This window comes from Desulfuromonas carbonis (assembly GCF_054658035.1).
The window spans coordinates 1,647,953-1,673,733 of record NZ_BAAHXR010000003.1 but is presented as its reverse complement, the minus strand read 5'-3'; the positions used below and the strand labels follow the sequence as shown (position 1 = coordinate 1,673,733).

21 protein-coding genes and 1 pseudogene are annotated in these 25,781 nt (G+C 63.4%); 5 read left to right on the top strand and 17 right to left on the bottom strand.

From position 1 onward, the window contains the following. Positions 1–43: 43 nt before the first annotated feature. Positions 44–895, top strand: a complete 852-nt coding sequence (locus ACYQ8E_RS14610; protein WP_066724185.1) for a collagen binding domain-containing protein — start codon at positions 44–46, stop codon at positions 893–895. Positions 896–984: 89 nt separating this feature from the next. Here the strand turns inward: ACYQ8E_RS14610 and ltrA are convergent, their stop codons facing one another. After that, positions 985–2,388, bottom strand: a complete 1,404-nt coding sequence (ltrA, locus tag ACYQ8E_RS14605; RefSeq protein ID WP_066724184.1) for a group II intron reverse transcriptase/maturase — start codon at positions 2,386–2,388, stop codon at positions 985–987. A 543-nt stretch (positions 2,389–2,931) separates the two neighbouring features. Continuing rightward, complete coding sequence (locus ACYQ8E_RS14600; RefSeq protein ID WP_066724181.1) at positions 2,932–3,375, bottom strand: tetratricopeptide repeat protein; 444 nt, start codon at positions 3,373–3,375, stop codon at positions 2,932–2,934. A gap of 82 nt (positions 3,376–3,457) precedes the next feature. Between ACYQ8E_RS14600 and ACYQ8E_RS14595 the strand changes: the two are divergent. Continuing rightward, positions 3,458–4,321 (top strand): annotated as a pseudogene (locus tag ACYQ8E_RS14595) (alpha/beta fold hydrolase); the annotation flags it as partial. Between the two features lie 135 nt (positions 4,322–4,456). Continuing rightward, positions 4,457–4,855, top strand: a complete 399-nt coding sequence (locus tag ACYQ8E_RS14590) for a CoA-binding protein (protein ID WP_231875411.1) — start codon at positions 4,457–4,459, stop codon at positions 4,853–4,855. A gap of 134 nt (positions 4,856–4,989) precedes the next feature. Here the strand turns inward: ACYQ8E_RS14590 and ACYQ8E_RS14585 are convergent, their stop codons facing one another. The 4 genes from ACYQ8E_RS14585 to ACYQ8E_RS14570 all read right to left on the bottom strand — a co-directional run bounded on the left by ACYQ8E_RS14585 (position 4,990) and on the right by ACYQ8E_RS14570 (position 10,659). Further along, positions 4,990–5,391: a cupin domain-containing protein gene (locus ACYQ8E_RS14585; RefSeq protein WP_459861215.1), complete on the bottom strand. Its 402-nt coding sequence runs from the start codon at positions 5,389–5,391 to the stop codon at positions 4,990–4,992. Next, positions 5,388–7,952 carry a molybdopterin-dependent oxidoreductase gene (locus ACYQ8E_RS14580; protein ID WP_459861212.1) on the bottom strand — a complete coding sequence of 855 codons (2,565 nt, stop codon included), beginning with the start codon at positions 7,950–7,952 and terminating at the stop codon, positions 5,388–5,390. Before ACYQ8E_RS14580 ends, ACYQ8E_RS14585 begins: the two co-directional genes overlap by 4 nt. An 84-nt stretch (positions 7,953–8,036) precedes the next feature. Continuing rightward, a complete protein-coding gene (locus tag ACYQ8E_RS14575; protein WP_459861210.1) occupies positions 8,037–9,992 on the bottom strand; it encodes an FAD-dependent oxidoreductase in 1,956 nt (651 codons plus the stop codon). Positions 9,993–10,242: 250 nt separating this feature from the next. Next, the gene (locus ACYQ8E_RS14570; protein WP_066724173.1) at positions 10,243–10,659 is read right to left on the bottom strand and encodes a hypothetical protein; all 417 of its coding nucleotides are present in this window, start codon (positions 10,657–10,659) and stop codon (positions 10,243–10,245) included. A 91-nt stretch (positions 10,660–10,750) separates the two neighbouring features. On the opposite strand from ACYQ8E_RS14570, the gene grxC reads away from it, so the two are divergent. After that, a complete protein-coding gene (gene grxC, locus ACYQ8E_RS14565; protein ID WP_066724171.1) occupies positions 10,751–11,008 on the top strand; it encodes a glutaredoxin 3 in 258 nt (85 codons plus the stop codon). On the opposite strand, the gene ACYQ8E_RS14560 is transcribed toward grxC, so the two are convergent. The 10 genes from ACYQ8E_RS14560 to ACYQ8E_RS14515 all read right to left on the bottom strand — a co-directional run bounded on the left by ACYQ8E_RS14560 (position 11,005) and on the right by ACYQ8E_RS14515 (position 23,108). Beyond that, entirely contained in the window at positions 11,005–12,843 is a 1,839-nt protein-coding gene (locus ACYQ8E_RS14560) for a bifunctional homocysteine S-methyltransferase/methylenetetrahydrofolate reductase (protein WP_066724169.1), read from the bottom strand. The genes grxC and ACYQ8E_RS14560 overlap by 4 nt on opposite strands. 95 nt (positions 12,844–12,938) lie before the next feature. Next, a complete protein-coding gene (locus ACYQ8E_RS14555; protein WP_066724167.1) occupies positions 12,939–14,174 on the bottom strand; it encodes a c-type heme family protein in 1,236 nt (411 codons plus the stop codon). Positions 14,175–14,252: 78 nt separating this feature from the next. Then, the gene (locus ACYQ8E_RS14550) at positions 14,253–14,810 is read right to left on the bottom strand and encodes a CoA pyrophosphatase (protein ID WP_066724165.1); all 558 of its coding nucleotides are present in this window, start codon (positions 14,808–14,810) and stop codon (positions 14,253–14,255) included. After that, positions 14,810–15,469, bottom strand: a complete 660-nt coding sequence (rpe, locus tag ACYQ8E_RS14545) for a ribulose-phosphate 3-epimerase (protein WP_066724164.1) — start codon at positions 15,467–15,469, stop codon at positions 14,810–14,812. The genes ACYQ8E_RS14550 and rpe overlap by 1 nt, the downstream gene beginning before the upstream one ends. A 64-nt stretch (positions 15,470–15,533) precedes the next feature. After that, a complete protein-coding gene (rsmB, locus tag ACYQ8E_RS14540) occupies positions 15,534–16,883 on the bottom strand; it encodes a 16S rRNA (cytosine(967)-C(5))-methyltransferase RsmB (RefSeq protein ID WP_066724162.1) in 1,350 nt (449 codons plus the stop codon). A gap of 151 nt (positions 16,884–17,034) precedes the next feature. After that, on the bottom strand, positions 17,035–17,868 hold the full coding sequence (gene htpX, locus ACYQ8E_RS14535; RefSeq protein WP_066724160.1) for a zinc metalloprotease HtpX: 834 nt from the start codon (positions 17,866–17,868) through the stop codon (positions 17,035–17,037). Between the two features lie 101 nt (positions 17,869–17,969). Beyond that, positions 17,970–18,749 carry a DUF116 domain-containing protein gene (locus ACYQ8E_RS14530; protein WP_231875386.1) on the bottom strand — a complete coding sequence of 260 codons (780 nt, stop codon included), beginning with the start codon at positions 18,747–18,749 and terminating at the stop codon, positions 17,970–17,972. After that, the gene (fmt, locus tag ACYQ8E_RS14525) at positions 18,742–19,662 is read right to left on the bottom strand and encodes a methionyl-tRNA formyltransferase (RefSeq protein ID WP_066729660.1); all 921 of its coding nucleotides are present in this window, start codon (positions 19,660–19,662) and stop codon (positions 18,742–18,744) included. Before fmt ends, ACYQ8E_RS14530 begins: the two co-directional genes overlap by 8 nt. 29 nt (positions 19,663–19,691) lie before the next feature. After that, positions 19,692–20,210: a peptide deformylase gene (gene def / locus ACYQ8E_RS14520; RefSeq protein ID WP_066724155.1), complete on the bottom strand. Its 519-nt coding sequence runs from the start codon at positions 20,208–20,210 to the stop codon at positions 19,692–19,694. A gap of 198 nt (positions 20,211–20,408) precedes the next feature. Next, positions 20,409–23,108, bottom strand: coding sequence for a multicopper oxidase domain-containing protein (locus ACYQ8E_RS14515; protein WP_082820155.1), 2,700 nt, complete (start codon positions 23,106–23,108; stop codon positions 20,409–20,411). 653 nt (positions 23,109–23,761) lie between these two features. Here ACYQ8E_RS14515 and ACYQ8E_RS14510 point away from each other — a divergent pair. Further along, on the top strand, positions 23,762–24,835 hold the full coding sequence (locus ACYQ8E_RS14510) for an IS630 family transposase (protein WP_082820154.1): 1,074 nt from the start codon (positions 23,762–23,764) through the stop codon (positions 24,833–24,835). 53 nt (positions 24,836–24,888) lie between these two features. Here ACYQ8E_RS14510 and sucD read toward each other — a convergent pair whose 3' ends face one another. Next, a complete protein-coding gene (gene sucD / locus ACYQ8E_RS14505) occupies positions 24,889–25,761 on the bottom strand; it encodes a succinate--CoA ligase subunit alpha (protein WP_066724151.1) in 873 nt (290 codons plus the stop codon). Positions 25,762–25,781 lie beyond the last annotated feature (20 nt).

The window sequence follows — 25,781 nt, the reverse complement described above, 5'->3', positions numbered from 1 at the left end:
GCCCTGCCGCCCGTTCGGCCATTCCGTTGTCAAGGAGGCTTCCATGAAGCGATTCTCCCCCCTACGTATCCTGCTCCCGCTGAGCCTGCTGCTCCTCGGCGCCTGCACACCCGCCCGGGAGCTGCCATCGGCAACCCGCACCGACCTGACCCGGGTCACCAAAAGTGTCGACGGCCAGGGGCGGACCGGCATCGATGGGCAGGTCCTTGTCAAGGAGACCGGGGAGCCCCTCGCCGGCGCCTACATCAACATCTACCCCGATGCCTTCACCAACCTGCTCGGCCCATCCCAGTTCATGTCGCGGCCGACGGACGCCAACGGCCGCTACCAGATCGATCTCCCCCCCGGCACCTACTACGTCGTCGCCCGCAAGCGGATGACCGGCGAACCGACTGGCCCTCTTTCGCCCGGTGACTACTATTCTTCGGAACATCACCGCGTCATCACCACGGTCACTGCCGGCCGGGTGGCGCTGGTTGACCTGAGCGTGGTGACGATGCGGGCGCCGATGTTCTTCAAGAAGGGGAGCATGGACCAGGAGACCCGCACCGGTATCCACGGCGTCCTCGTCGATGGCGAGGGGAACCCGGTTTCCGGTGGCTTTGCCATGGCCTATCTCGACGATAACCTGCAGCGCCTGCCCGATTTCCCTTCCACCCTCAGCAACGAACGAGGGGAATTCACCATCTACCTCCCCAAGGGGGGTACCTACTACCTGGGCGGCCGCATCCATGTCTGGGATATGCCCCGTCCGGGCGAGCCATATGGCAAGTTCGGTGGCGAGCCCCCAACCCCGGTGACCGTCGCCGACGATACCTTTGTCGATGGTATCCGCATTGTCCTGACCCCCTTTACCGGGACCTACGAGCCGGGCAAGAGTCGCCGCCCTTTCTAAGCCATTGCGACAGGGCAGATCGGGTAGGAGGCGGGGTCGCCCCCGCCGTCCTCCCACACCACCGTGCGTACGGTTCCGTACACGGCGGTTCACAAGGCGCTCTGAAAGCGGCGGTGCTGATCGGTCAAGCGGATCAGCCCCAAGTAGCGAAAGAAGGATGTCGGATACGCTTCATTCATGTGCGAGGCCCCTGAGTTCCACCAGGGGCCTCGCCCGTTCGTGGCCGATTTCCACGCCCGGGCTTCCGGCAATCCCCGCTGCATCAACCTCTTGGCCCGGGTATAGGGGCGCTTCCACTGTCGCCATAGAATGCAGCGCAGCTTCCGCCGCAGCCATTTGTCCAGTTCTTCGAAGATGCCTTTGACCTCCGCCAGGCGGAAGTAAGAGGCCCACCCCCGTAGCTTCGGGGTGATTTCTTTGATGACCTGAGCGAGACTGCGTCCCCTGCCCCGTCGGCAGACCTTCCTGAGTCCGGCCTTGAACCGCTTCACTCTCGACTCCGCCACTTTGAGGCGGGGTTTCTTGTGAAAGGTCATGCTGTAACCCAGAAAGACCCTTTTCCAAGGACGGTCGACGGCGCTTTTGGCGACGTTGACCTTGAGTGCCAGCCGCTCCTCCAGGAACCGGGTGAGACTGGCCATGACCCTTTGGCCGCTGCGCCTGGTCTGCACGTAAATGTTGCAGTCGTCGGCGTAGCGGCAGAAGGCGTGACCGCGCCTCTCCAGTTCCTTGTCGAACGCGTCGAGCAGGATGTTCGACAGAAGAGGTGAGAGGGGACCACCCTGCGGCGTCCCTTCCACCCTCTGCGACACAAGCCCGCCTTCGAGCACTCCGGCTTGCAGGTACCGCCGGATGAGCAGCAATACCCGCTTGTCTTCGACCTTACGGGCGACCCGCGACATGAGGATGTCGTGGTTCACCCGGTCGAAGAACTTCTCCAGGTCGATATCGACCACCCAGCGCTTGCCGTCGGCCACATGCCGACGGGCGGCTCTAACCGCCTGCCAGGCACTCCGTCCGGGACGATACCCGTAGGAGCTCTCGGAGAAGTCCGGATCGAATAGCGGCGTCAGCACCTGATGCAGCGCCTGCTGAATGAGCCGATCGCACACCGTGGGGATTCCCAGGGTGCGCACTCCCCCGTCGGGCTTCTCGATTTCCACCTTCCGCACCGGCTGGGGGCGATACGTCCCATTCAGCAACTCTTCCCTGATGGTCGGCCACTTCTCCTTGAGAAAACCGCGAAGCTCGCCCGTCGTCATCTCGTCGATGCCGGGGGCGCCCTTGTTGGCTTCCACCCGCTCTAAGGCCGCCATCATGTTCGGGCGGCTGACGACGTCTTCCATCAGCCCCCTTTCCGCTTTCGTCCAGGAAGGGTCTCTCGTTGCCGTGACGTTTGACGCACCGCTCCCATGCTCTGGCGGCTTCCGGCCGCTGCCCTCCGGGACGGCTCCCGGTATCTCGACCGGGACTTCTGCTGCTCTTGTCGTCATCGAAACGCGAGTCTCCTGAAACGACGCCTCGTGTTCGGCCCTTTGCCGGGTGGTTACTCCGGCTACTACGGCCTCTGCTGACTTCTGCCGGCCCGTCCCGACACCTTACGGTGACGGTAGCACGAGGCAGACCGACAGATCTCCCAGGGTAATGCGCGTGACCTTCCTCCCATCTACCCGCCGCATCTACAGCCCCACCCTCCCGGATGGCTATCGGGCTTTGAAGATATTGGCCTTCTCGCCCGGATGAGACTGCCTCATGCGGTTTCTGTTCGTCGGACCGGGATTTTGCCTGCGGCTTCCTTCAGATTCCACCTCGCGATGGACACCCTTGCCGTCCGGCTAGCGGTTCCCGCCATCAGGGTCCGCAGGGGACTTTCACCCCCAAGTCACTGATTCACCACCACAGTGAATCAGACAGCGCCAGTCAAGGCGCTACGCGCCATGCCTGGCGCACCAGCAAAAAGACGGCCGGGTTTTATTCCCGGCCGTTCCTTTGCAATGGCGCTCCCATCCCGGGTCCGCGGCAGGCTGGGGCCGGCCTCAGCCCCGGTTGAAGCGGTGGCGCAATTTCCCCGCCAGGCGGTTGAGGGGATGGGCGCGCTCCAGCGTCGGAAAGAAAGGGGGCCGTCGCACCCCGAGCAGTTTCAACTCGGCAACCAGTCGCGGGTCACGACCAAACTTGAGCCCGCGTCGAAGGGTGGTGATGGCCCGGCCCTTTTGCCCGGCGAGGAGGTAGATACGGCCGAGGTTGAGATAATGGATCTGGTTGGCGGCATCCTGCTGCAGCGCCTGCTGGCAGAAATTGACCCCCCGACGATACTGCCGGCGCTCCCGGGCAATGCAGTAGCCGAGATAGGACCAGGCCAGGGGCGGCCGGCAATCTTCGGGGAGATGTTCCAGGTGCATCAGCGCCAGCATCGTATTCCCCTCCTCGGCGGCGGCGACCGCCCGTTCCAGCAGCCCCCGGGAATGGTCATAAGCCATGACGATACGCTCCTCCATCAGAGTGCCAAGATTCCGGAAAACCCGTTGCCGTTGCCAACCAGCTTAGCCGAAGAGAATAATAATGGAAATCGCTCTTCCTGCAACAAGCCCCGACCCCAGCTTTCCGGCAGCGCTCTGCACCGGGACCCTGCGGCTCAGCGACGGCCGCCAACTCGGCTGGGCTGAATTCGGCGCCAGCAGCGGTCTCCCCCTCCTCTACTGCCACGGCACCCCCGGCTGCCGGCTGGAGGCCGGCCTGGCGGCAGAGGCTGCCGCCCGAGCCGGGTTCCGACTGATCGCGGCCGACCGGCCCGGGTATGGCCTCTCGACTCCCGCATCGGGGCGCCACCTTGCCGACGTCGCCAGCGACCTGGTGGAACTCTGCTGCCACCTCAACCTGCAGCGGCTCTTTTTGCTCGGGGTATCCGGGGGCGCTCCCTTTGCCTGTGCCACCGCCTGCCGCCTTGGAACCCGGGTCGCTGCGCTCGGACTCGTCTCACCTGTCGGCCCGCTGGACGAATTTCCCGCCGCCACTCCCCTCCCCCCGATCTGGCGGGGGCTACAGGCCTGGAGTCGCCGCCAGCTGCTTCCTCTCGGCCTGCTGATGGCGCCGCTGCGCCTGCTGATCCGCGCCTTCCCGGAAACTTTCCTGCGCGCCCAGGCCCGCCGGCTTTCGGCCCGGGACCAGGAGGTTCTTGCCGCGCCTCGCGTTCGCCAGTTGCTGCTGACTTCCTGGAGGGACGCTCTGCAAAAAGGGTATGCCGGCCTGCGTGACGACATCGCCAGTTTTGCCCGACCCTGGGGATTTCCCCTTGCCGGGATCGACGCGTCGACGCTGCTCTGGCATGGGTCCGCCGACCTTCTCGTCCCAGCAGCCTTCGGGGAGTTACTGGCCGGGCGCCTGAGGTCGTGCAGAACCACCCTATACCCCGGAGAAGGCCACTTCTCCCTTCCCGTCAACTACGCCGCAACCATCCTGCAGGGGTTAACCGCGGCCAGCCGTTTTCCCGCCAGCGGTGAAAAGAGCCAATGGTATACTTGCGATAAGAAAACCACACCAGCCACCGGGGAGGAGATTTCCATGGACCAACGCATTGCGACCTTTCTTGCCGCTTCCGCCTTTGGCGTGGTCGGCGCTTCGTCCAACCGGGACAAATATGGTAACAAGGTGGTTCGCTGCTACCAGCAGCGCAACCGAACGGTCATACCGGTCAACCCCCGGGAAGAGGTGATCGAAGGGATTCCCTGCGTTGCACGGGTCAGCGACCTGCCACCCGAAGCAACCAGTATCTCGATCATCACGCCACCTTCCGTTACGGAGCAAGTGGTGAAAGTGGCGATCGCCCACGGAATCCGCAATATCTGGATGCAACCTGGCGCCGAGAGTGCCGCCGCCATCGCCACCTGCGAAGCAGAAGGGGTCAACCTCATTGCCGATGGCAGCTGCCTGCTGGTCGTTCTGGGTTACCGCGAGCACTGACCACAACCTGCCCCCAGTCCTGACGGCAGCGGCCGCCCTTTCCCGGGCGGCCGCTGCTGTAGCGTCCGATTTTATGGCCAGGGCCACGCCCTGAAGCCAAGGGTTTTCGTCCAGCCACCGCGGGCGGAGAGGGGTCAGCCTGCCGAGATACTGACAAAGACCAACCCTTCTTGCGACTTGTTTTCAACCCCATGGGGGCGCCCCTGGGGCGCGACCAGCAGGGTTCCCGGACCAACCGGACGCGGCCCGCCAGCGCCGAGGAAGGTCCCTTCCCCCTCGAGCACGATCCAGATATGATCTCCGGCATGTTCATGCGGGTGGATATGCTGCCCCGGCAGAAGGCACCAGAGCGTGGTGCGCGAGTGCGGGGTTTCCGCCAATTGCACCTTGTTGGCCTTTTCCTTGTGATACGCGACCTGGTCCTGATAATCCCAGAAGGTGGTTTCCATGGCTGACTCCCGGCCAAGTGAAAGGGGCGCCGCCGGGAGAATCCCGGCGGCGCCCTGATAGTACGGCAGAAAAAGTGGCAAGGTCAAGCTTTGGCCACCTGGACGGAGACCCGGTTGCCGGCCGCGGTCAGCAGTTGCTGCACCGGGGTATCGGCAAAGTGACAGGGCGCGAACAGCAGACCGTCGGGCAACTGGGCACTGAGCTTGACCGGTGCCAGCAGCGACCCGGAACCCGAGGTAAGTTTGACCCGTCCACCATCTTTGACCCCCAGGGCCTCGGCATCACGGGGGCTCATGGCGACGTAGCCGGAGGGTGCCACGGCCAGGCAGCCGTTGGCGAAGGTGGTGGTGGTTCCGAAATGGAAGAGGACCTTCCCGGTTACCAGTTGCGGCCCGGTGGCGTTGGGCGCAGTCAGGACCACCGGGGTGAAACGAAGGCTGCCGGGAGCCGGAGCAAAGGGCGCCTTGAGCCCGGAACGGGCATCCTTGGTGGGGAAGCAGGTGTCGGCGTAAGAGGGGACCAGGGCCGTGATCTCGCTGGCGACCTGGTCGAGCTGGGGGATCTGGCTGGTGCCGGCCAGGCGCTGGTAGAGCTCCGCGAGGATGGCAAAATCCTCCCGCGCCGCGCCAGGCGCTCCGGTCGCCCGGACCAGGCGGTTGATGCGCTGGTCGAGAGACGTGACGGTGCCATTCTTTTCCGCGAAACCAGCTGCCGGGAGGACGACATCGGCGAGGGCGGTCAGCTCGGAGGCGAGGATATCCTGCACCACGAGGAACTCGACCTTTGCCAGGGCCTTGCGCCAGCGCCCCGCCTCGGGAAAAGAGACCAGGGGGTTGGTCGCCGCCAGGTAGAGAAAGCGGACTTCGCCTTTTTCGATCCCCTCGAGAATAGCCAGGGCATCCCTCCCCGCGGTGGGCAGAGTGGCCCCCCAGACCTGTTCGAAGGCCGCCTTGGACGTGGCAAACGCCTGCTGTCCGGGGAGGTTTTCGGGGCAGACGCCCATATCGAGCAGGCCCTGCATGTTCCCTTTTTCGTCGACCGGGAAGAGACCGCCGATCTCACCGTGCAGGGCGCCACAGACCAGGGCGAGGTTGGCCAGGGCCGCCGTGGCGGCTTCCGCTTCCGGCCCCTTGCTGATGTCGGCACCGAAGATGAGGGCGACGCTCCTGGCCGCGCCGAGATAACGGGCCGCCTCGTCGATCAGCTCCGGCGCCAGGCCGGTGGCGGCAACCGTCGCCGCCAGATCGACCCCTTGCAGACCGGTCAGCAGCTCGTCGCCGTTGCCGACATACTGCCGCAGATAGGCCGTGTCGGCGAGTCCGGCATCAAGGATCATGCGGGCCAGGGCCGTAGCCAGGGCCGCTTCACTGCCGGGCCGATAGCGCAATACGGTGTGAGCATGGCGGTCGAGTTTGACCCCCCGTTGTCCGGCCAGCACCAGCTTGCCGTCACGCTTGCGGCAGGCTTGTTCGATCTGCCAGTCGATAGCCGGCGCCTCGGCGGTCACATCGCAGCCGAATACCAGGACCGCTTCCGCCGCGCCGATCCGATCGATCCGGTTGCTCGCCCCGGAAAGGCCGAGGGCCTGGCGCAGTACGCCATTACTGCGCAGGGCGCCGAAGCGGGCCTCGGAATCGATATTGTTGCTGCCGAGCAGCACCCGGAAGAGTTTCTGGAAAAGGTAATTCTCCTCGTTGGTCAGGCGTGGTGAAGCGAGGCCGGCCACCGCCTCCCCCTTGGCGGCGCCCAGGGACTGCAGCCGTTCGACGATGAGAGCAAGCGCCGTATCCCAGCTCGCCGGCTGCTGGCTCTCCCCCTGCTTGACCAGGGGGGAGGTGAGGCGCGCCGGGGAACGCAGATAGTCGGTGCCGAAGAAACCACCGATGCAGAGGTTGCCGTCATTGCGGGTGACTCCGTCCTCGGAGGTGACCCGATAGACCTCGTCCTGCTTGACGTTGAGATCGACCTGGCAATGGCTGCCGCAAGCGGTACAGACCGAAGCAACCTTGCGCAGTTCCCAGGGACGGGCCCGGAATTTGAAGGGCTTGGAGATCATGGTACCGGTGGGGCAGACCTGTACGCAATTGCCGCAGAATTCGCAGAGATCGAGATGTTTGTCGATAAAGGCGCGGTCGCCCTTGTCGTTGACGAAGAGCGCACTCGACCCGACCACCTCGTGACAGACCTTGACGCACTTCTCGCAGAGGATACAGCGGTTGGGAACCTGCTGGATGAGCGGCCAGCGATCGATGACGCCGGGGTTGACATCCTCGGCCCCAAAGGGCTGGCGGGTGACATCCTGGGCGTAACAGACATTCTGCAGATCACACTCCCCGCCGGCATCACAGACCGGGCAGTCGAGGGGATGGTTGACCAGGAGGAGTTCGACGACCTGGCGCCGGATCTTGGCCAGGCGCTCGGACTGGGTGGTGACCGCCATGCCTTCGACCGCTACCGTGTTGCAGGCGGTCATCGGCTTATCGACCCCGGCGATATCGACGACACAGATGCGGCAGGCGCCGGTAGGCGAGACCTTCTTCAGGAAACAGAGGGTGGGGATGGTGACCCCGATCTTTTCGGCCGCGGCCAGAATCGTCGCGCCCTTCTCGATCTGCACCGCCTTGCCGTCGATCTTCAGATTGACCATGGACTCATCACCTTTGCATGGAGCGCGGCCGGACCCTGAGATCCCGCCGCAGCATTCATATCGGTCGCTTCGCAGTAATACGCGTCAATTGACGGCTACCATTCCAACCCGGTAGCAGCGCAGGCAGCGTTCGGCTTCGCGCACCGCCTGGCTCTCTGGCATTGCCAGTTCGATCTCCTCGTAGTTCTTGGCCCGCTCGGCGCCGGAAATCTTGGGCTGGTGCTCCCGGTGCAGACCGCCGAGGATGCCGACATTCTCCTTCTCGTCAAAGACGCCGAGCTGGTTGACCAAATCCTCCATGGCGTCTTCCTGGTCGAGATAGGCCTTCCCTTCGGTCAGCCAGCGATCCATGACCCGGGCGGCACGCCGGCCATGGCCGACCGCAACCACGACGGTCATCGCCCCATACTCGCAGTCGCCCCCGGCGAAGACCCCTTCGCAATCGGTCATCATCGTCCCGCCATGGGTGACGATGCTGTTCCAGCGGGTCTGCTTGATGCCAAAATCCTCCTCCCCGAGGTAGGAGAGGTCAGGATCCTGCCCGATGGCGGGGATGACCAGATCACAGGGGATGATGTACTCGCTCCCCGGCTTGGGCGCCGGCCGGCGCCGTCCCGACTCGTCCGGTTCGCCGAGCTCCATCACCACCACCTCGACGCCGACGACCTTGCCGTTCTCGGCGATCAGGCGGGTCGGATTGCGCAGGAATTCGAATTTGACGTTCTCTTCTTCAGCGTCGTCGACCTCATAGGACTCGGCCGGCATCTCCTTGCGGGTCCGGCGGTAGACCAGGATCGATTCCTCGGCCCCTTCGCGCAGGGCGACCCGGACACAGTCGATGGCGGTGTTGCCGCCGCCAACGACGATCACCCGTTTCGGCGTCTCGATCGGCTGGCCGAGGGCCACCGCCCGCAGGTAATGGATGCCACCGGGGGAGAAGCCTTCATAGCCGGCGTCCTCGCCTTCGACCCCCATCGGTTTCGACTTGAAGGCGCCGGTGCCGAGGAAGACCGCGTCGTACTCTTCCTTGAGCTGCTTGAGGGAGACATCGCGGCCGAGTTTGGTATTGTAGCGGATTTCGCCGCCGAGACTGGTGATGATCTCGATGTCGCGTCGCAGCAGGTGGCGCGGCATGCGGTAGTCGGGGATGCCGACGGCCACGGTCCCGCCCGGCTCATTGAGCATCTCGAGGATCGTCACCTGGTAGCCCTCGAGCAGCAGGTAGTAGGCGCAGGTCACGCCGGCCGGCCCGGCGCCGACCACGCAGACCCTCTTGTCCTTGCGCGGTTTCGGAAGTATCGGCGGCTGCCGGTGATGCATCCATTCATGGTCGGAGGGGACGCGCTTGAGCACCATGATGCTGATCGGATCGTCGACCAGGGCCCGGCGACAGGCCTTCTCGCAGGGATGCGGGCAGACCCGGCCGCAGACGGCGGGGATCGGCATGTTGCGGCGGATCACATCGAGGGCCCCGTCGAAGCGGTAATCCTTGATCTCTTCGATATAGGCGGGGATATCGATATGGGCCGGGCAGCGGTCCATGCAGGGGGCGGTGAGCTTCTCCCGGTAGGCCTTGGCCGGGCTCGGCTTGCGCTTGCCGCCGATATAATCGAGAAAATCCTGACGGAAATGTTTCACCGCGTCAAAGACCGGAATCGCCGAAGTCATGCAGAGGGTGCATTTGCAGGTTTCCAGCAACGACGCCAGGTCTTCGATGATCTCCAGGTCCTGTTCTTCGCCGTGACCGGCGACAATCCGCGCGAGGGTGTCCTGCAGCACCCGCGTCCCCTTCTTGCCCGGGGTACACTTGGCACAGCAGTACTTTTCCTGGACCCGTTTCATATACTCGGCCGCCATGGCCACCACGTCGGTGGCGCGGTCGATCAGCACAATGCCGTCCCAGCCCATGAAAGCGCCGATCTTGCCTTCACTGAGATAGTTCTCGGCGAGCTTGAGTTTCAGTGACGCCAGATCCGCCTCGCCACCCTGGCGGTTATCGACGATCTTGCGTCCCCAACTGGAAAAAACGACCTGAGCCAAAACGACCTCCTGTCAACTCGCGCGCCATCCCCGGAGACGGCACGGAGAACTCCCTTAAAGGGCGCGGAAACCAAACTATTTCCCGCTCTTTTCTGGCAGTTGCCCGTATCTATTTTGTATACAGTATGCAGCTAAATACCATAAAGGGGAAGTGCAAATCAAGGGAAAATTTATGTTTCCGCTGGCAGCGGGACCACCGCCGCCCCTGCCTGCTCCCCCTCTTTCCGGCCCCGTTCGAAGCCACGGCGACTCACGGAAAATCCGGGAAGGGGGTTGCAATCCGCCAGTATCCCGACTGCCACCGTCCCAGGTCGACATACTCCCAGGCCAGGGTGAACTGCCAGGTCCTGACCGTCACCGATGGCAGTCGGTAATAATCGATTTCCAGCCGGCTGTCAATCTGTCCGGAGGCCGTTTCGTCCCGGCTGACGAAGCGGGTATCGGTGATGTGGAGACCATCGAGGGCGGCAAACTGTTCGCGAAAAGCTTCCTGGTACTCGGGGCGCAGGTGACGGGCCGCGCCGGGAAAGTCAAGCCAGCGCAGCCGGGTCGAAAAATCCCGCTCGGCATCGGCAACATCGGGACGCGGCACGGCCATCCAGCTGCACCCCCCCAGGAACAGCCCGAACAGCACCAGCAACAGCCCGTATCTCGATATTTTGGCCATAATCTTCTCCTCATTGGCCGACGCCACCTTGCATGTCGGCTCGGCTCGGCTAAACTGTAGTACTTGTCAATTTCGGCCCCGGAGAGCGACCATGAATCAAGTCGAAATCTACACCAAGAGCTACTGTCCCTACTGCCAGCGCGCCAAGGAACTGCTGCGCATCAAGGGGGTCGAGTTCGCCGAATATGACGTTACCGGCGATCCCGCCAAAGAGCAGGAGATGCGGACCCGGTCAGGAAGGACCACCGTTCCCGAAATTTTCATCGCCGACAACCTGATCGGCGGTTGCAGCGAACTCTTCGACCTCGATGAAAGGGGCGAACTCGACCGCCTGCTTGATCTCAACTAGCCCCCCGCGCGAATCCTGCGCAACAAGCCCAGGGCGAGTTCGACCTTGCCGAAGGGTGGCATCAGGTACCAGCCCGCCACCCGCCCCTCCCCTGCGGTGATCAGCTCTTCCGCGATTGCCATCCCCGCCGCAACCCCGGCAGCACCGCTCAAACCGCGCATCCGCTTGCGCACCTCCTCCGGCAGCGAAATCCCCGGCACCTCGTTGTGCAGGAATTCGGCGTTCCGCTCACTGACCAGGGGGAGGATGCCGACCAGCACCGGTACGCCGAAATCAGCCGTCCGTTCCAGCAGCCGCTCCAGAATGGTCCGCGAATAGACCGGCTGGGTCTGGACGAATCGAGCTCCGGCGGCCAGCTTCTTTTCGAGCCGGCGCAGTTGCCCCTCGATGCTGGGCAGGTTGGGATTGAAGGCCGCACCGAGCAGAAACTGACTGTGGCCGCCGAGTTCGCTGCCGAGCAGGTTGCGTCCCGCGTTGAGCGCCGCGAGGAGTTCCAGCAGGCCGATCGAGTTGAGGTCGAAGACGCTGGTGGCCCCGGCCTCCCCCCCCACCGCTACCGGATCCCCGGTTACCGCCAGCACCGAACGAATGCCGAGCAGATGGGCCCCCATCAGCTCCGAGTGGAGTCCGATCAGGTTGCGGTCCCGGCCGGTGACATGCACGATCACCTCGACCCCGGTCGCCTCCTGGATCTCCCGGGCGAGGGCGAGGTTGCCGAGGCGGATGCGGGCGAGGGGATTCTCCGCCAGGTTGATGGCATCAACCCCCGCCGCGGCCAGCTGCCGGGCAGCGGCGAGGACCTTGCTGCAGTCGAAACCCCGCGGCGGGTCGAGTTCGACGGTGACGACCGCCCCGGCGGCGCGACGTTCCAGCCAGCGCCCTTCGGAAACAGCGGCGACCGGTCGCGGTGCCGGCCGCGGCAAGGGTGCAAGCGGCCGTGGCCGCACCACAGGCTGCATCCCCGCGAGGCTGGCGGCCAGGGCGGCAATATGTTCCGGGGTGGTCCCGCAGCAGCCGCCGACCAGGGTGGCGCCGGCCAGCACCAGGTCACGGCCGGCGGCAGCAAAATACTCGGGGGTGGCGAGGTAGATGTAACGCCCCTCGTGGTACTCGGGAAAACCGGAATTGGCAAAAGCCGTCAGCGGCAGGGTCGAGACCGCTGCCAGCCGCTGCAGCACCTGGTGCAGTTCCCGGGGCCCGGAGCCGCAGTTGGCACCCAGACCAGCGGCACCGGCCGCGGTCAAACGTGCAGCGGCCGCTTCGGCGCTCACCCCTTCCCGGGTACGTCCCCCTTCGAGAAAGGCCATCTGCGCGATCGCCGGCAGGCCGAGGGCCGCCGCTACCGCCAGCGCCAGTTCGAGATCGTCGAGACCGGCAAAGGTCTCAAGGAGAAAGAGGTCGACGCCCCCTTCGGCGAGGGCTTCCATCTGCTGGTGAAAAATCGCCCGTTTCTGCTCACGGGGCAGTTCACTGGTCTCGCCGCGGGGAGGGATCAACGGTCCGACGGCGCCGGCGACCAGCCCCTCGCGGCCGGCGGCCTGGCGGGCCAGACGGGCACCGGCCAGATTGATATCGGCAGTGCGGTGCGCCAACCCGACCGATCCCAGGCGCAGGGCATTGGCGCCAAAGGTGTTGGTCTCCAGCAGCCGGGCACCGGCCCTGAAATAATCTTCATGGACCTGGCGTACCAGTTCCGGGCGCACCAGGTTGAGGTGCTCGAAATTGGTCTCCAGCGGCACCCCGCGGCTGTAAAGCAGGGTGCCCATGGCGCCGTCACCAATGACGATCTCGGTGACCAGGCGCGCTGGCAGCGGCAGGGGATTTTTTCGGGTCATGGCCGGGTCCAGTCGGGGCAGGGCGGAAACACTAGCGCTTTATGCCATATCCGGCTGGAAAGATAAAGGCGCTTGCCACCCCCCGCTCGGCGCAATCAGTCCTGGGCGCGGAGGATCGCGGTATAGAAGAGATGGCCGTCGGAGTCGGCCACCGAAAGGGAGAGCTCCAGGGTGAGGGGCGTTCCATCCCGGCGCCGGCCGGAGATGCTCTGCACTTCACGGAGCAGGTTCCCGGCGTGGGCGGCCAGATACTCTTCGACCTCTCCCCCCGGCCAGGACGGGCAATTGTCCGGCAACAGGCGGGCAATCGAGACCCCGAGGATTTCGCGTTTGCTGTAGCCGAAAATCCGTTCCGCTTCCCGGTTGAAGAGGATGATCTGGCCGTTGGCGAGGAAGGAGACCATGGCATCGCGGGCAGTATCGGTCATCACCCGGAAGCGCTGCTCCGACTCTTCCAGTTCCCGGGTCCGTTCGCCGAGATGATCGATCATGTCGTTGAAACCATCGATCAAAACCCCGATTTCATCCCGGCTGCGGCGGGAGATCTTCTCCTCGAAGCGGCCGGTGCGGATGATGGTGCCGATGGCGGCGCCGAGCTGGGCGAGGGGCCGGGTAATCGCCTGCCGGGTGAGGAGGCCGAGACAGGTGATCAGCGCCAGGAAGATGCCGCCGCTGTAAAAGAGATCCCGACGCAGGTTGGCACTCACCTGGCGCTCTAAGCGGTCCATGGGGATGGTGATCGAGGCGGCCCCGATCAACTCACCGACCTGGTAGTTGTAGGCGCGGTCGCTGGCGGGCGGAAAGAGGGTCTTGATGAAGTCGGGAGCGTCCGCCGGCCGGCCGTGGCATTCGAGACAGCTGGCCTCGGCGGAGAACGCCTGCAGGTAGCGAAACACCGGTTCGCCGTCGAGGGTGGTTATCGTGTATTCCTCGTGCAGATTCGGGGCGCTGCGGAACCGTTCCAGCGCCAGGCTTTCGTATGCGTCCGGGGCGTTCTGCGGATTGCGGTAGCGGTCGGAAACCTGGTGAATGCGGTAATCGAGATCCCTGGCCACCAGCTGGCCGATCCGGTTGGCGGCAACGATCGGTATCAGCCCGTAGCGCTCGGGCGAAAGCTGAATCTTCCCTGCGGTGAGCTCGGCCGAGAGGTACTCGCGGGCGCGAATCACCTCGAAGGCGATGATCCGCGACTTTTCCACCGCCTCCGCGATCGTCACCGCCCGCTGCTGGCGGTAGTTGATCCAGGTGGCCAGGGCAAAAAAGACCAGCAGGATGCCGGCAATGATCAGGTTGATCTTGGTGAGGAGCCCAACCGGGCGGGATGATCTCATCGGCAGCCTGTCTGCAAGGGCAAAACAAGGATCAGTCTAGCCGCTAACCGCTCCATTGCAACTTGAGCGGTCCGGTTCTCAAACGGTAAGGTCAAGATACTGTTTCAGGATCGCCGCGGTCAGACCCCAGATCTGCTGACCGTCGATGAGATAGAAATGGACCGGGTGGCGCCGCCCCTGGTGCAGCCAGTCCTCGCTGTGAAAGATGGCAGGGTCACGCAGCCGGGCGACCGGGATTTCGATCACCGAGGCGATCTCCTCCCGGTTGACCCGGAACGGATAGGGCCAGGAGAAGGTACCGACGAAGGGGACGACGTGGTAGCCGTGGATCGAGTAGAAATCGTCGAGCCGCCCCAGCAGGGTGACGTCGGCGCGGGCAATTCCCATCTCCTCTTCCGTCTCCCGCAGCGCCGTTGCCGCCAGGTCGGGGTCTTCCGGATGCCGGGCGCCGCCGGGGAAGGAGATCTCCCCGCTGTGATGTTCCAGATGATCGGTGCGCCGGGTAAAGAGGATCGTCTCCTCGTCGCCGCGCCGGTAGACCGGCAACAGTACCGCCGCCGGCCGCAGCCGCCCCAGGGGGATCTGCTGCGGCTGGTGGCGGGCGAGGATATCGCTGATCCGCCTGAATCGTGCCATCAGACCTTGACCGAAACCGCCGCGCTCCGCAACTCGGCGATGGTCGCGGCGTAGTCACCATTACCGAAGACCGCGCTGCCGGCAACAAAGACGTCAGCCCCGGCCCGGGCGATCAGCCCGATATTGTCGGTCTTGACGCCGCCATCGACCTCCAGCTCAACGCGCAATCCGCGACGGTCGATTTCGCGCCGCAGCTGATCGATCTTGGTCAGCGCCGCGGGAATGAAGCTCTGCCCGCCGAAACCGGGATTGACGCTCATCACCAGCACCAGGTCGACTTCATCAAGGATCACCTCCAGGGCCGCAACCGGGGTCGCCGGGTTGATCGACACGCCGGCCTTTTTGCCGAGCCCCTTGATCAGCTGGACCGTGCGATGGAGGTGGACGGCGGCCTCCTGGTGGACAGTGATGATGTCGGCCCCGGCGGCGGCGAAGTCGGCGATGTAGCGATCCGGGTTTTCGATCATCAGATGAATATCGAGGGGGAGGTCGGTGACTTTGCGCAGCGCCGCCACCACCGGCGGGCCGATGGTCAGGTTGGGGACGAAATGGCCATCCATGACATCGACATGGACATAGTCGGCGCTGGCGATGGCACGCACCTCCTCACCGAGGCGGGCGAAATCGGCGGAGAGAATCGAAGGGGCGATCTTGATCATGGCGGGCTCCAGATCGGGTCAGGGGGTGGCGAACAGGTCAGAAACGAAAATTGCGGCCGGACAATCAGGACTGCCGCTGCAGCCGTACCGCCCAGAAGGCATCCATGCCGTCATGCTGGTGGGGCAGGGTACGAAGGGCCCCGCTCCCATCGAAGAGGGGACGCCAATGCTCCGGGACCAGGGGGCGCAGGTCCTCGCGCGCATATTCCGGATGGGCGGCAAGAAAAGCGGCCACCACCTCCACGGTCTCTTCATCCGTCTGGGTGCAGACCGAGTAGAGCAGATGCCCGCCGGGTTTAAGCAACGGGGCGGCGCTGGCGAGAATGCTCCCCTGCAACCCGGCCAGCCGCCGCGGGTCATCGGGCTGGCGGCGCCAGCGGAGTTCGGGATTGCGGCGCAGGACACCCAGGCCGCTGCAGGGGGCGTCGACCAGTATCCGGTCGATGCTGCCCGCGGCGATAAAGTCGGGGCGGCGGGTCATATCCCAGGCCCGCACGCTGATCTCCTTGCAGCCGAGCCGGGCGGCACCGTTTGCCACCAGCGCAGCACGCTGCGGGTGGAGGTCGAGAGCCGTGATCCGGGCCTGGTTCGCCGTCAGTGCGGCGAGCTGGGTCGTCTTCCCCCCCGGGGCCGCGCAGGTGTCGAGCAGCATCTCCCCCGGCTGAGCACCGAGCAGGTGCGGAATCAGCATGCTCGCCTCATCCTGCACCTGGAACCACCCCTCGGCCTCCCCGGGCAGGGGTGCATCCGCGCGTCGCAACAGGACGATCCCCTCGGGGGCGAAGGCGGTCGGCGCCACCTCGTGGCCGGCGGCGGCAAATGCCGTCAGCAACGCCTCCCGGCTGCAGCGCAGGGTATTGACGCGCAGGCAGAAGGGTGCCGGCGCCTGCAGCGCCTCCCCCAGGGCGAGCGCCTCGGCAGCCCCCATTTCGGTCAGCCAGCGCCGGGCCAGCCAGTGCGGCAGCGACAGGCTCTGTTCCAGGCAGGCGAGGGGCTGGCGCTCGGGGTCGGGCCAGGGGATCTCGCTGCGGCCGCGGTCGAGGCTGCGCAGGACGCCATTGATAAACCCGGTCGCCCGCTGCAGGCCAAGCTCCCTGGCCAGTTCGACGCTGGCATGCACCGCGGCCCGCGCTGGCACCCGATCGAGTTCGAGTAACTGGTAGGCGCCCAGGCGCAGCAACCGCAGCACCGCCGGCTCGAGTTTGGGGAGCGGTTGTTTGCAGAACCGGGCCAGGGCGAAATCGAGCTTCCCCTGCCGGCGCAGCACGCCGTAGACCAGTTCGGTGGCCAAGCCCCGATCCCGGGCGTCAGCCAGGGCATCAAGGGCGGCAGAGAGGGCGAGATCGGCAAAGGCCCCGGTCTCGACCCGGGTGAGCACATCGAAGGCGGAGCGGCGGGCGTCAGGTTTCGGCATGGCGGGTCCCGTGGGAGGAGCGTTCGAGGGTGGCGCGCACGCCACCGGGAAATCAGACAAGCGACAGGACCGGGAAGTGCCGAGAGTAGCTACCGCGCGCCATGGAAAGCGCAGCCCGTTGCCGCCGGGCACCGGGTGGAAAGATTGCAGGTCAGCCGATCGTCATGCTCTCCAACCGGCGGATCCGTTCCTCGACCGGCGGGTGGGTGGAAAAGAGCGACCGCAGGCCGGCACCCCGCAGCGGGTTGACGATGAACATGTGGGCCGTCGCCTCGTTGACCTGGGGCATCGGCGCCCGGCTGTTGGCTGCCTCCAGCTTGCGCAGGGCGCTGGCCAGCTCGAAGGGGCTGCCCGCCAGCCTGGCTCCCCCCTTGTCGGCCTCGAACTCCCGGGAGCGGGAAATCGCCATCTGCACCAGGACCGCGGCAATTGGCGCCAGGATCATCATCAGGATCATGGCGATCGGGTTGCTATCCCGGTCATCGCGACCGCCACCGAAGATCAGGGCCCACTGGGCCATGTGGGCGAGATAGGCAATCGCGCCGGAGATAGTCGCCGCCATCGAGCCAATGAGGATATCGCGGTGGCGAACATGGGCGAGTTCATGGGCCATCACGCCACGCAACTCTTCGCGGCTGAGAATCTGCAGGATCCCTTCGGTGGCCGCAACTACGGCATGTTCCGGGTTGCGGCCGGTCGCAAAGGCGTTGGGGGTCGGCTGCGGCAGGACATAGACCTTGGGCATCGGCAGGTTGCCGCGCAGGGCGAGATCCTGAACCACCTCATAGAGCGTGCCGCTGGTCACCTCCCGGCCGCGGTACATCTTGATGACGATCTTGTCGGAAAACCAGTAGGAGACAAAATTCATCACCCCGGCCATGATCAGCGCGAAGAGCGCGCCGCCGCGGCCGCCGATGGCGCCACCGGCAAGGACCAGCACCAGGGTCAGAACCGTCATCAGCAGAATCGTGCGCAGGGTGTTCATGAAAAACCTCACCTTCGAGTGGACTACCGAATTATCAGCAGGAATCACCTGCCCGCCTGGCATTCAATATAAGAATTGCCCGGCAAAAATGCAAGATGGACTCAGACCACGAGATGTTCATCGAGGGCGGCACGCACCTCCTCCAGCACGATGCGGGTATTGAAACAGGGGCCGTTGGGGCGATGGTTGAGAACACCGATCACCGGCAGGGGGTAGGAATCCCGAATCCCCGAGGTCAGGTCCCGCTCGCAGGCGACCGCCAGGATAAAGCGCGGCCGCTTCTCGACGATCAGCTTGCGCGCCAGAGTGCCGCCGGTGGCGACGGCAATGTCGATACCCCGTTCCCGGGCCAGTTGCGCCAGGCCGCTGATGTCGCAGCGACCGCAGCGGACGCACTTTTCCACATCGCCGGTGATCTTGATGGCACAGTCGAAGAGCTGGATACAGTGCGGCAGCAGGATCAGGGCCCGGTCCGCTGTGACGCGCACCTTCTTGGCCCGGACCAGCTGATTGTTGAGGGCGATAAAGGACTGTTGCAGGCGGTCCCGGTCGACGCCGATCAGCCGGCCAAGGGAGATGATGCCCGGAAAGAGGTAGCGAATGACGATCTTGCGCAGGCGTTCGGAGAAGAAGAGGTCGCGACCGGTGAGGAGCGTCAGGACCAGCAGTGACAGCCCGCCGAGGAGCAGGAATGCAAGGGTCGCCAGGACCACCCCGAGGATGACCGGCAACAGTGGGTGAATGTTGGCCAGGCCGACACTCGGCACGTACCAGAGGAGGAAGGCTCCGACCAGTACCAGGGCGCAGGCGCCGGCGAGCAGGCCGATAAAGACCCGCTTGCGCGGCTGCTGCAAAGGCGTGTTCGCCGCGGATTTATCCAACCTGCACTCCGAGGCGAAGCCCCGCCGGGAGCGGGTGCCCGCGCAGAAATTCGGCCGCGGGAAGGCGTTTCTTGCCGGGGAGTTGCAGCGCCCCGATGCGCAGCACCCCCTCACCACAGGCGATCCGCACCCCATCGGCAGCGGCAGAGAGGACCGTTCCCGGTTCCCCCTCCCCGGCCTCGGGAAGGGTCGCCGCCAGCTTCAGGGTCTCCCCGTCAAGGGTGGTATAAGCCCCCGGCCAGGGGTCGAGCCCCCGCACCTGGTTATGAATCCGGGAGGCTGGCTGGCTCCAGTCGATGCGGCCATCTTCCTTCTTCAGCATCGGCGCGTAGCAGCTCTGGCTGTCGTCCTGCTTTTCCGGCTGCAACGTCCCGTCGCAGAGCTGGCGCAGGGTCGCCTCGATCGCCTCGCGCCCGAGCCGGGCCAGGCGATCATGCAGTTCGCCCGCCGTCTCCAGGGGATCGATGGCGGTGGCGCGCTTGACCAGCATGTCACCGGTGTCGAGGCCGACATCCATCAGCATGGTGGTGATCCCGGTCTCGCTTTCGCCGTCGATGATCGCCTTGTTGATCGGCGCCGCACCGCGGTATTTCGGCAGCAGCGAGGCATGCACATTGATGCAGCCGTAGCGGGGAATCTCGAGCACGCTCTGCGGCAGGATCTGGCCATAGGCGACGACCACGATCAGGTCCGGGGCGAGGGCGCGCAACTCTGTCACCACCTCCGGAGCCCGCAACCGGGCCGGCTGGAAGACCGGAATGCCACGCGCTGTCGCGAGAAGTTTCACCGGTGGCGAGGTCAGCCGGTTGCCACGGCCACTGGGACGGTCGGGCTGGGTATAGACGGCGATCAGGTCGAGACCGAAGTCGAAGAGCCCCTCGAAGGTTGCCAGTGCGAACTCGGGGGTCCCCATGAATACGGTGCGGATCGATTTGGGGGGGATCACATCTGCTCCTGCTGTTGTTCCATGATCTTCTTGTATTTCTTGCGGAAGAGGCTTTTTTTCAGTGGGGAGAGATGGTCGACAAAGAGAATGCCATTCAGATGATCAATCTCATGCTGAAAGCAGATCGCCCACAGCCCCTCCGCTTCGAGTTCCTGGCTGACGCCGGCAAGATCCTGATAACGGACCTGGACGGTGGCGCTGCGCTCGACCTTGGCATAATACTCGGGGACGGAGAGGCATCCCTCCTCCTCGCAGCTTTCGCCCGCGCGGGCGATGATCTCGGGGTTAACGGCGACCAGCAGCTGCCGCGGCTCCTCGCGGCCGGCACAGTCGAGCACGATCAGCCGCTGCGAGACACCGACCTGTGGCGCCGCCAGACCCACGCCCGGAGCAGCATACATCGTCTCCGCCATGTCCGCCGCCAGCCGCTGCAGCTCGGCGTCAAAAACGGTCACCGGCGCTGCCGGCTGCTTGAGAACCGGCTCCGGATAATGATAGATGCGCAAAATCGCCATCTTTTCGTCCTGTCAGCAGGGCGTTAAGGTCGGGCCGGGTCGGCCCGTTCAAGCTGTTAATAATACGTGGAGCCCGGGCGGAAAGTCAACCGCCGGCAAAACACGGCCTTTTGCTGCTTAGGAAAACGGAAAAACGACAGTAGCGGAGCCTTTTTCCGCTCCGCCGCTGTCCTACGATCAAACTCCAGGTTCGCTACATCAGGGGGCCAGTGAAACAACGTAAGGGCGCATCATCTCGTTGTCCTCGTGTTCCAAGATGTGGCAATGCCAGACGTACAGGCCAGGAATATCGAATGTCGCTTTCACTGTGGTGATTTCGCCGGGATAGGCAATGACCATGTCCTTGTAGCCAGTTTCCCAGAGCTGAACGCTATTGTGAGGGCTGGGAGTCGCCCCGTCAAACAGGGTGCGGCCGACCACCTGGAACCGCACCAGGTGCAGGTGAATCGGATGGGCGTCCTCAGTAAAATTGTAAATCTGCCACTCCTCGGTATCGCCCACAGTCGGGTTTTCCGTTACCTTAATCCGTACGGTAGATCCATCTGCCATCTGCACATCGACAGGCAGACTTTCCCCACCCTTGTCGGTCCAGCGCAGCGGCACTCCCAGCGGATAGACTCCACCCATAGCAACGGTCCCCAGCAGAGCCGCCTTTGGCGCAAAAGGAGTGCCTCCTGCGGCCGCGCAGCTCTGGGCAAAATTGTTTGGGTCGATACTATCGAGTTGCAGGATGGTCGTGCCGCGGAACCCGCCGACAGCGCAGACTTGGCCTGACTCCTCTTCATTGAGCGAAACCTGCCGGGACCTAGTGGTAGCGCCCAGTGGAATTTCCGGATTCAGAATCAGATTCTCTACGGCAGTGGCCGGTGTTGCCCCGTTAGGGTCGGTCGGACTGGCACCGGTCAAGGCCGAGTTAACAACAAACTGCATGATCTGACCCGTCGTCAGTGGGTCGGCCACGGCCTCTTCTCCCGCAATGCCGTTGAATCCACCAAAAGGGTCGTCCGGTGCGGAATTGATCATCCGCACCACGGTACCGTTGGGCAGACCGGAGAAATCGACCAGAACGTCCGGGCGTTCCGCTGGCGCCATCAGCAGGGCCTGGTCCGGATCAGGCGAGGCCCGGTCTGCCGCCGGGACGCTGCCATCCCCTGCAAGGGCGGTTGCGAACCCGGTGGAAATCTTGACGACCTTGGGCAGCGGGCCCTGTTCGTAGCCGATCACATAAAAAGGGATTTCATGGCTCGGATCGATTCTTCCCGTCGCCGGATCAACAACAAATAGAGCCAGGTTAAGAAAACGTGAGTTGCACCCGTTAAGCAGACGGAATCGATATTTCGCCTGAGCCACTTCCAGCTTCGGCCAGCTGACGCCATTGACGACCATGACGTTAAAGAACGCCTCGGGGTTCCACAGGGGCGCGATGTCCGAATCTGGGGCAAAATCGATCAGCAGGTTGTCAGGGTTTTCCAGTCCTTCGAAGAAAGAACGGTTAGTGGGGTAAAAGAACGACCCGTCGGCGTTGAAGGAGCGATCCTGGATCAGGATCGGGATTTCGCGCAGAGCATTTCGAACCGGGTCGCCAGGGCTGTTCACCGCCAGTGTCGCCTCCCCTGCTGTCGGAGCCGGCCCCGGAAGCACGCCGTCATTGGCTGCCGGGCTCCCGAAATCATCGGCGCTATCGATCACCGTCGCGCCCCCGCCTACCGGGGTATGATCTCCACGAATCAACCAGTAACCGGCCAGACCGGCATAAACATTGGTGCGGGTCATTCCCAGGGCATGATCGTGATACCACAAAGTGGTCGCTGGCTGATCATTGCGGTATTCGTAATCGGCAAAACCGAGGTTGCCCGGGTTGGTGCCGGTCGCATCACCGAACAAGCCGCCTTTTCTGGCATAACCGGAGGGAATATCCGTGGCGGCCGGCAACCACCAGGCCTCCGGATAGCCATCGCTGGTCCAGTCGACATGAGCCCCATGGAGATGGGTAACCAGCGGTATCGGACCGGTATAAGGCGTCGGGTCGTTTCCCATGCAGTCGGTGGACGTCCGACCGTCGGCACAGACCTGAGGAGGGTTGGCCCAGTGCAGTGTCTGGTCAACGGCAAGAAGCGGCGGCAGATAGTTGCCGTTGTCATCGACCAGGTCGTTGATCCAGCGCACCTTGACCGGAACATCGGCACGAGTTTCCAGCGTGTAACCAGGGAAGTTGAACTGGGAGTTTGCCGCTGGCGCCACGCCAGGTGCACCGCCAAGCGTGGATGAATCGGGGAGCGGATCGGCGTCCGGGCCGTAGCCCCAGACAGTCGTCGGCGGAAAGGCATCCGCCCGGCCATCGAGTGTGTTCCAGATGCCACCGGGGAGAATCTGCTGCTTGAACTGGCGGGCGGCAATGGTGTAGTTGTCCGCACTGCCGTTGTTCCTCATCACCGGCGGAATCACCAAAGGTGTCACGTATTTGGGGATGGCAAGTGGGTTGAGAGTCCCGCCTGGCAGAGGAACCGAGTCATCCACCGTGGCGTCGGGTAGGACTTGCACGGCAACGACAGCCTTGGCGCTCAACAGCCCGTCGCTAACCGTGAAAGTGATGGCGTGGGTGCCAATCTCGTCGAAGGTCGGGGTCCAGGTGAAGACCCCGGTCAAGGAATCGATGGCAGCTCCTTGCGGAGCTCCCTGCAGTCCATAGTGGAGAAGGGTACCCGAATCGGGGTCGCTCCCTACCGCCGTGAATGAGAAGGGCTGGCCTTCCGTTACCGTCTGGTTGGCCGGCACTGAAATCGCCGGGGCCTGGTCGTTTCGATTGCTGCTACCGTTGCAGGCGATCAGCCCCCCCCCCGCAGCAATTACCACAAGGAGCCAGACACAGCTCCTTCCAATCCACCGTCTTCTTCTCATCGACACACCTCCGAAATGAAAAATGGGTTGAAGTTTTCGATCCCCTACCCCCAGAGGCCACGGCAAAAGTATTGCATACGATTTATCAAGGGGTATGATCGGCTTTTCCCGGCGACCGTTGGCAGAACGACCGTCCAGTGCTTTTGGATTAAAAACCAAGAAAAAGCAATAATGGCGCCAGAAATTGGCCTTGGTGTAGGGTGAAGCCTTATTGCATTACGAGAAAGGGGGTTTCCGGGGAAGAGAAAATGGATATTGCTAATAGAGCCAAAAAAGGGATCCTGCGGGGCCGAGCGACGGGAGAGTCCCCCGGCAGGTATCAAAAAGACGGATTAACACTGAGCCAGAATCCATACCGCTGGCACCACCGTGAATCCCTGGGGAAGGGTGCAAAAAAACAGGCAAAGAGTAAAAAAAACCGATCCAGGCGTTCCGTCCGGTGCCCTCCTGCCCTTCGGGCGAGGGTAGCATTTCCCTTGAATCAGGCCAATCGGCATACAGAAACATCGGCATACAGGAAAGTTAACGCCGCACATATTACGGCAACGTTGGAATGCCCAACAACAAACCGTCCCTTAGCTAGTGTTTAATTGCAAAACTAAGCGTTATAATATAGACTTCTTTCACCCCCACCATCGTGAAAGGAGTCGCTTATGCCGAGAAAATCTCCAATACCCCTGTGCAGCGAAAAGGACCGCCAGACACTCAGGGAATGGGCAAGCAGTCGAAGCATGGAGGCGCGCCTTGTTGAACGTGCCCGGATTATCTGCAAACTCCTTGACGGAGAATCCGTCAGCAAGGTCGCCATGGATCTTAACGTGCGCCCGAACACGGTTATTGAATGGCGGAACCGTTTCTCCGCTGCGGGTATTGCCGGGCTATATGATCGCCCGCGCTCTGGCAAACCGCCGAAATATGACCAGGCGTTTCAAACGCGAGTTCTGAAAGCGTTGGAACTTCCGCCACCGCCCGGCCAGGCATGTTGGGACGGCCCGGCGCTTGCCAAGCAGTTTGGCGCTTCGGATGATGCCATTTGGCGAGTGCTGCGCAAGCACAATATCAGCCTTGCCCGACAACGAAGTTGGTGCGTAAGCACTGATCCAGAGTTCGCACCAAAGGCGGCTGACATTATCGGGCTCTACCTGGCGCCCCCCGAAAAAGCCTTGGTGATCTCAGTCGATGAGAAACCGAGCATCCAGGCGCTTGAGCGCGCCAAGGGGTATGTCTGTACCAGTAGCGGCAAAGTCGTCCAGGGCCTAAAGAGCACCTACAAACGGCATGGAACCCTGAACCTTTTTGCGGCGCTCAACGTAGCGACAGGCGCCGTGCATACGCAGACAACCGAGTTCAAGAGAAGGGTTGATTTCCTAGCCTTCATGGATCAGGTCCTCTCAGAACTTCCGGACAGCGACCAGCGAGAAATTCACGTGATCCTGGACAATTATTGCATTCATAAACGCAACGACGAATGGCTTGCGCAGCACCAAAACGTCATGTTTCACTTTACACCGACTTCTGCAAGTTGGCTCAATCAAGTCGAGATATGGTTCGGCATTCTTTCACGTAAGGCACTGAAGAACGCCAGTTTTCAAAGCATTGACCAGTTGCGTGCGGCCATCGAGGCCTTTATAGAAGCCTATCAGCCCAACGCCAAGCCTTTTGTATGGCGTAAGCGAGAGGTCAAGGGGTCGCAACTGAGAAACACTATCGCTAACTTTTGCAACTAGACACTAGTTGGTCAGCGGACCGTTTGTTGTTGGGCCTAGTTAGGGGGGAGGGTTCAGCCCTTTAATGCCGCCAGCATCGCCTCCCCCATCCGGGTCGGGCTGGTCGCCACCGTGACTCCGCACTCCTGCAGGGCGGCAATCTTGTCTTCGGCACGCCCCATCCCGCCGGAGATGATCGCCCCGGCATGCCCCATGCGCTTGCCGGTCGGCGCCGTGACGCCGGCAATGAAGGCCGCCACCGGCTTTTTCATGTTGGCCTTGATCCAGCGCGCTGCTTCTTCCTCGGCGCCACCACCGATTTCGCCGATCATGAAGACCCCCTCGGTATCCGGATCTTCCTTGAAGAGCTGCAAAACATCGATGAATTTCATGCCGATGATCGGGTCGCCGCCAATGCCGACACAGGTCGACTGGCCGAGGCCGGCATCGGTCAGTTGCTTGACCGCTTCGTAGGTGAGGGTGCCGGAGCGGGAAACGACCCCGATCTTCCCCGGCGTATGGATATAGCCGGGCATGATGCCGACCTTGCACTCACCGGGAGTGATCAAACCGGGGCAGTTGGGACCCACCAGACGCGTTTTCGTCGTGTCGATGAAGCGTTTCGCCAGGACCATGTCGCGGACCGGCACCCCCTCGGTGATGCATATTACCAGCGGCACCTTGGCCTCGCAGGCTTCGAGGATGGCATCGGCAGCGCCGGGCGGCGGGACGAAGATCATCGAGACGTTGGCGCCGGTAACCCGCACCGCCTCCTCCACCGTATCGAAGACCGGAATCCCTTCAACATGAACGCCCCCTTTGCCGGGGGTGACCCCGGCCACGACCTGGCTGCCATAGTCCCGGCACTGCTTGGCATGGAAGAGGCCGGCCTTGCCGGTAATCCCCTGGACCACGATTTTGGATGTCTTATCGATCAGGATCGCCATCTGCAGATCTCCTTCTGGAA

Bases quoted from the DNA above. Each gene is read 5' to 3' on its own strand.
- ACYQ8E_RS14610 (WP_066724185.1), top strand. From the start codon at position 44: ATGAAGCGATTCTCCCCCCTACGTATCCTGCTCCCGCTGAGCCTGCTG.
- ltrA (WP_066724184.1), bottom strand. From the start codon at position 2,388: ATGACGACAAGAGCAGCAGAAGTCCCGGTCGAGATACCGGGAGCCGTC.
- ACYQ8E_RS14600 (WP_066724181.1), bottom strand. From the start codon at position 3,375: ATGGCTTATGACCATTCCCGGGGGCTGCTGGAACGGGCGGTCGCCGCC.
- ACYQ8E_RS14590 (WP_231875411.1), top strand. From the start codon at position 4,457: ATGGACCAACGCATTGCGACCTTTCTTGCCGCTTCCGCCTTTGGCGTG.
- ACYQ8E_RS14580 (WP_459861212.1), bottom strand. From the start codon at position 7,952: ATGGTCAATCTGAAGATCGACGGCAAGGCGGTGCAGATCGAGAAGGGC.
- ACYQ8E_RS14570 (WP_066724173.1), bottom strand. From the start codon at position 10,659: ATGGCCAAAATATCGAGATACGGGCTGTTGCTGGTGCTGTTCGGGCTG.
- grxC (WP_066724171.1), top strand. From the start codon at position 10,751: ATGAATCAAGTCGAAATCTACACCAAGAGCTACTGTCCCTACTGCCAG.
- ACYQ8E_RS14560 (WP_066724169.1), bottom strand. From the start codon at position 12,843: ATGACCCGAAAAAATCCCCTGCCGCTGCCAGCGCGCCTGGTCACCGAG.
- ACYQ8E_RS14555 (WP_066724167.1), bottom strand. From the start codon at position 14,174: ATGAGATCATCCCGCCCGGTTGGGCTCCTCACCAAGATCAACCTGATC.
- ACYQ8E_RS14550 (WP_066724165.1), bottom strand. From the start codon at position 14,810: ATGGCACGATTCAGGCGGATCAGCGATATCCTCGCCCGCCACCAGCCG.
- rpe (WP_066724164.1), bottom strand. From the start codon at position 15,469: ATGATCAAGATCGCCCCTTCGATTCTCTCCGCCGATTTCGCCCGCCTC.
- rsmB (WP_066724162.1), bottom strand. From the start codon at position 16,883: ATGCCGAAACCTGACGCCCGCCGCTCCGCCTTCGATGTGCTCACCCGG.
- htpX (WP_066724160.1), bottom strand. From the start codon at position 17,868: ATGAACACCCTGCGCACGATTCTGCTGATGACGGTTCTGACCCTGGTG.
- fmt (WP_066729660.1), bottom strand. From the start codon at position 19,662: ATGGGGACCCCCGAGTTCGCACTGGCAACCTTCGAGGGGCTCTTCGAC.
- def (WP_066724155.1), bottom strand. From the start codon at position 20,210: ATGGCGATTTTGCGCATCTATCATTATCCGGAGCCGGTTCTCAAGCAG.
- ACYQ8E_RS14515 (WP_082820155.1), bottom strand. From the start codon at position 23,108: ATGAGAAGAAGACGGTGGATTGGAAGGAGCTGTGTCTGGCTCCTTGTG.
- ACYQ8E_RS14510 (WP_082820154.1), top strand. From the start codon at position 23,762: ATGCCGAGAAAATCTCCAATACCCCTGTGCAGCGAAAAGGACCGCCAG.
- sucD (WP_066724151.1), bottom strand. From the start codon at position 25,761: ATGGCGATCCTGATCGATAAGACATCCAAAATCGTGGTCCAGGGGATT.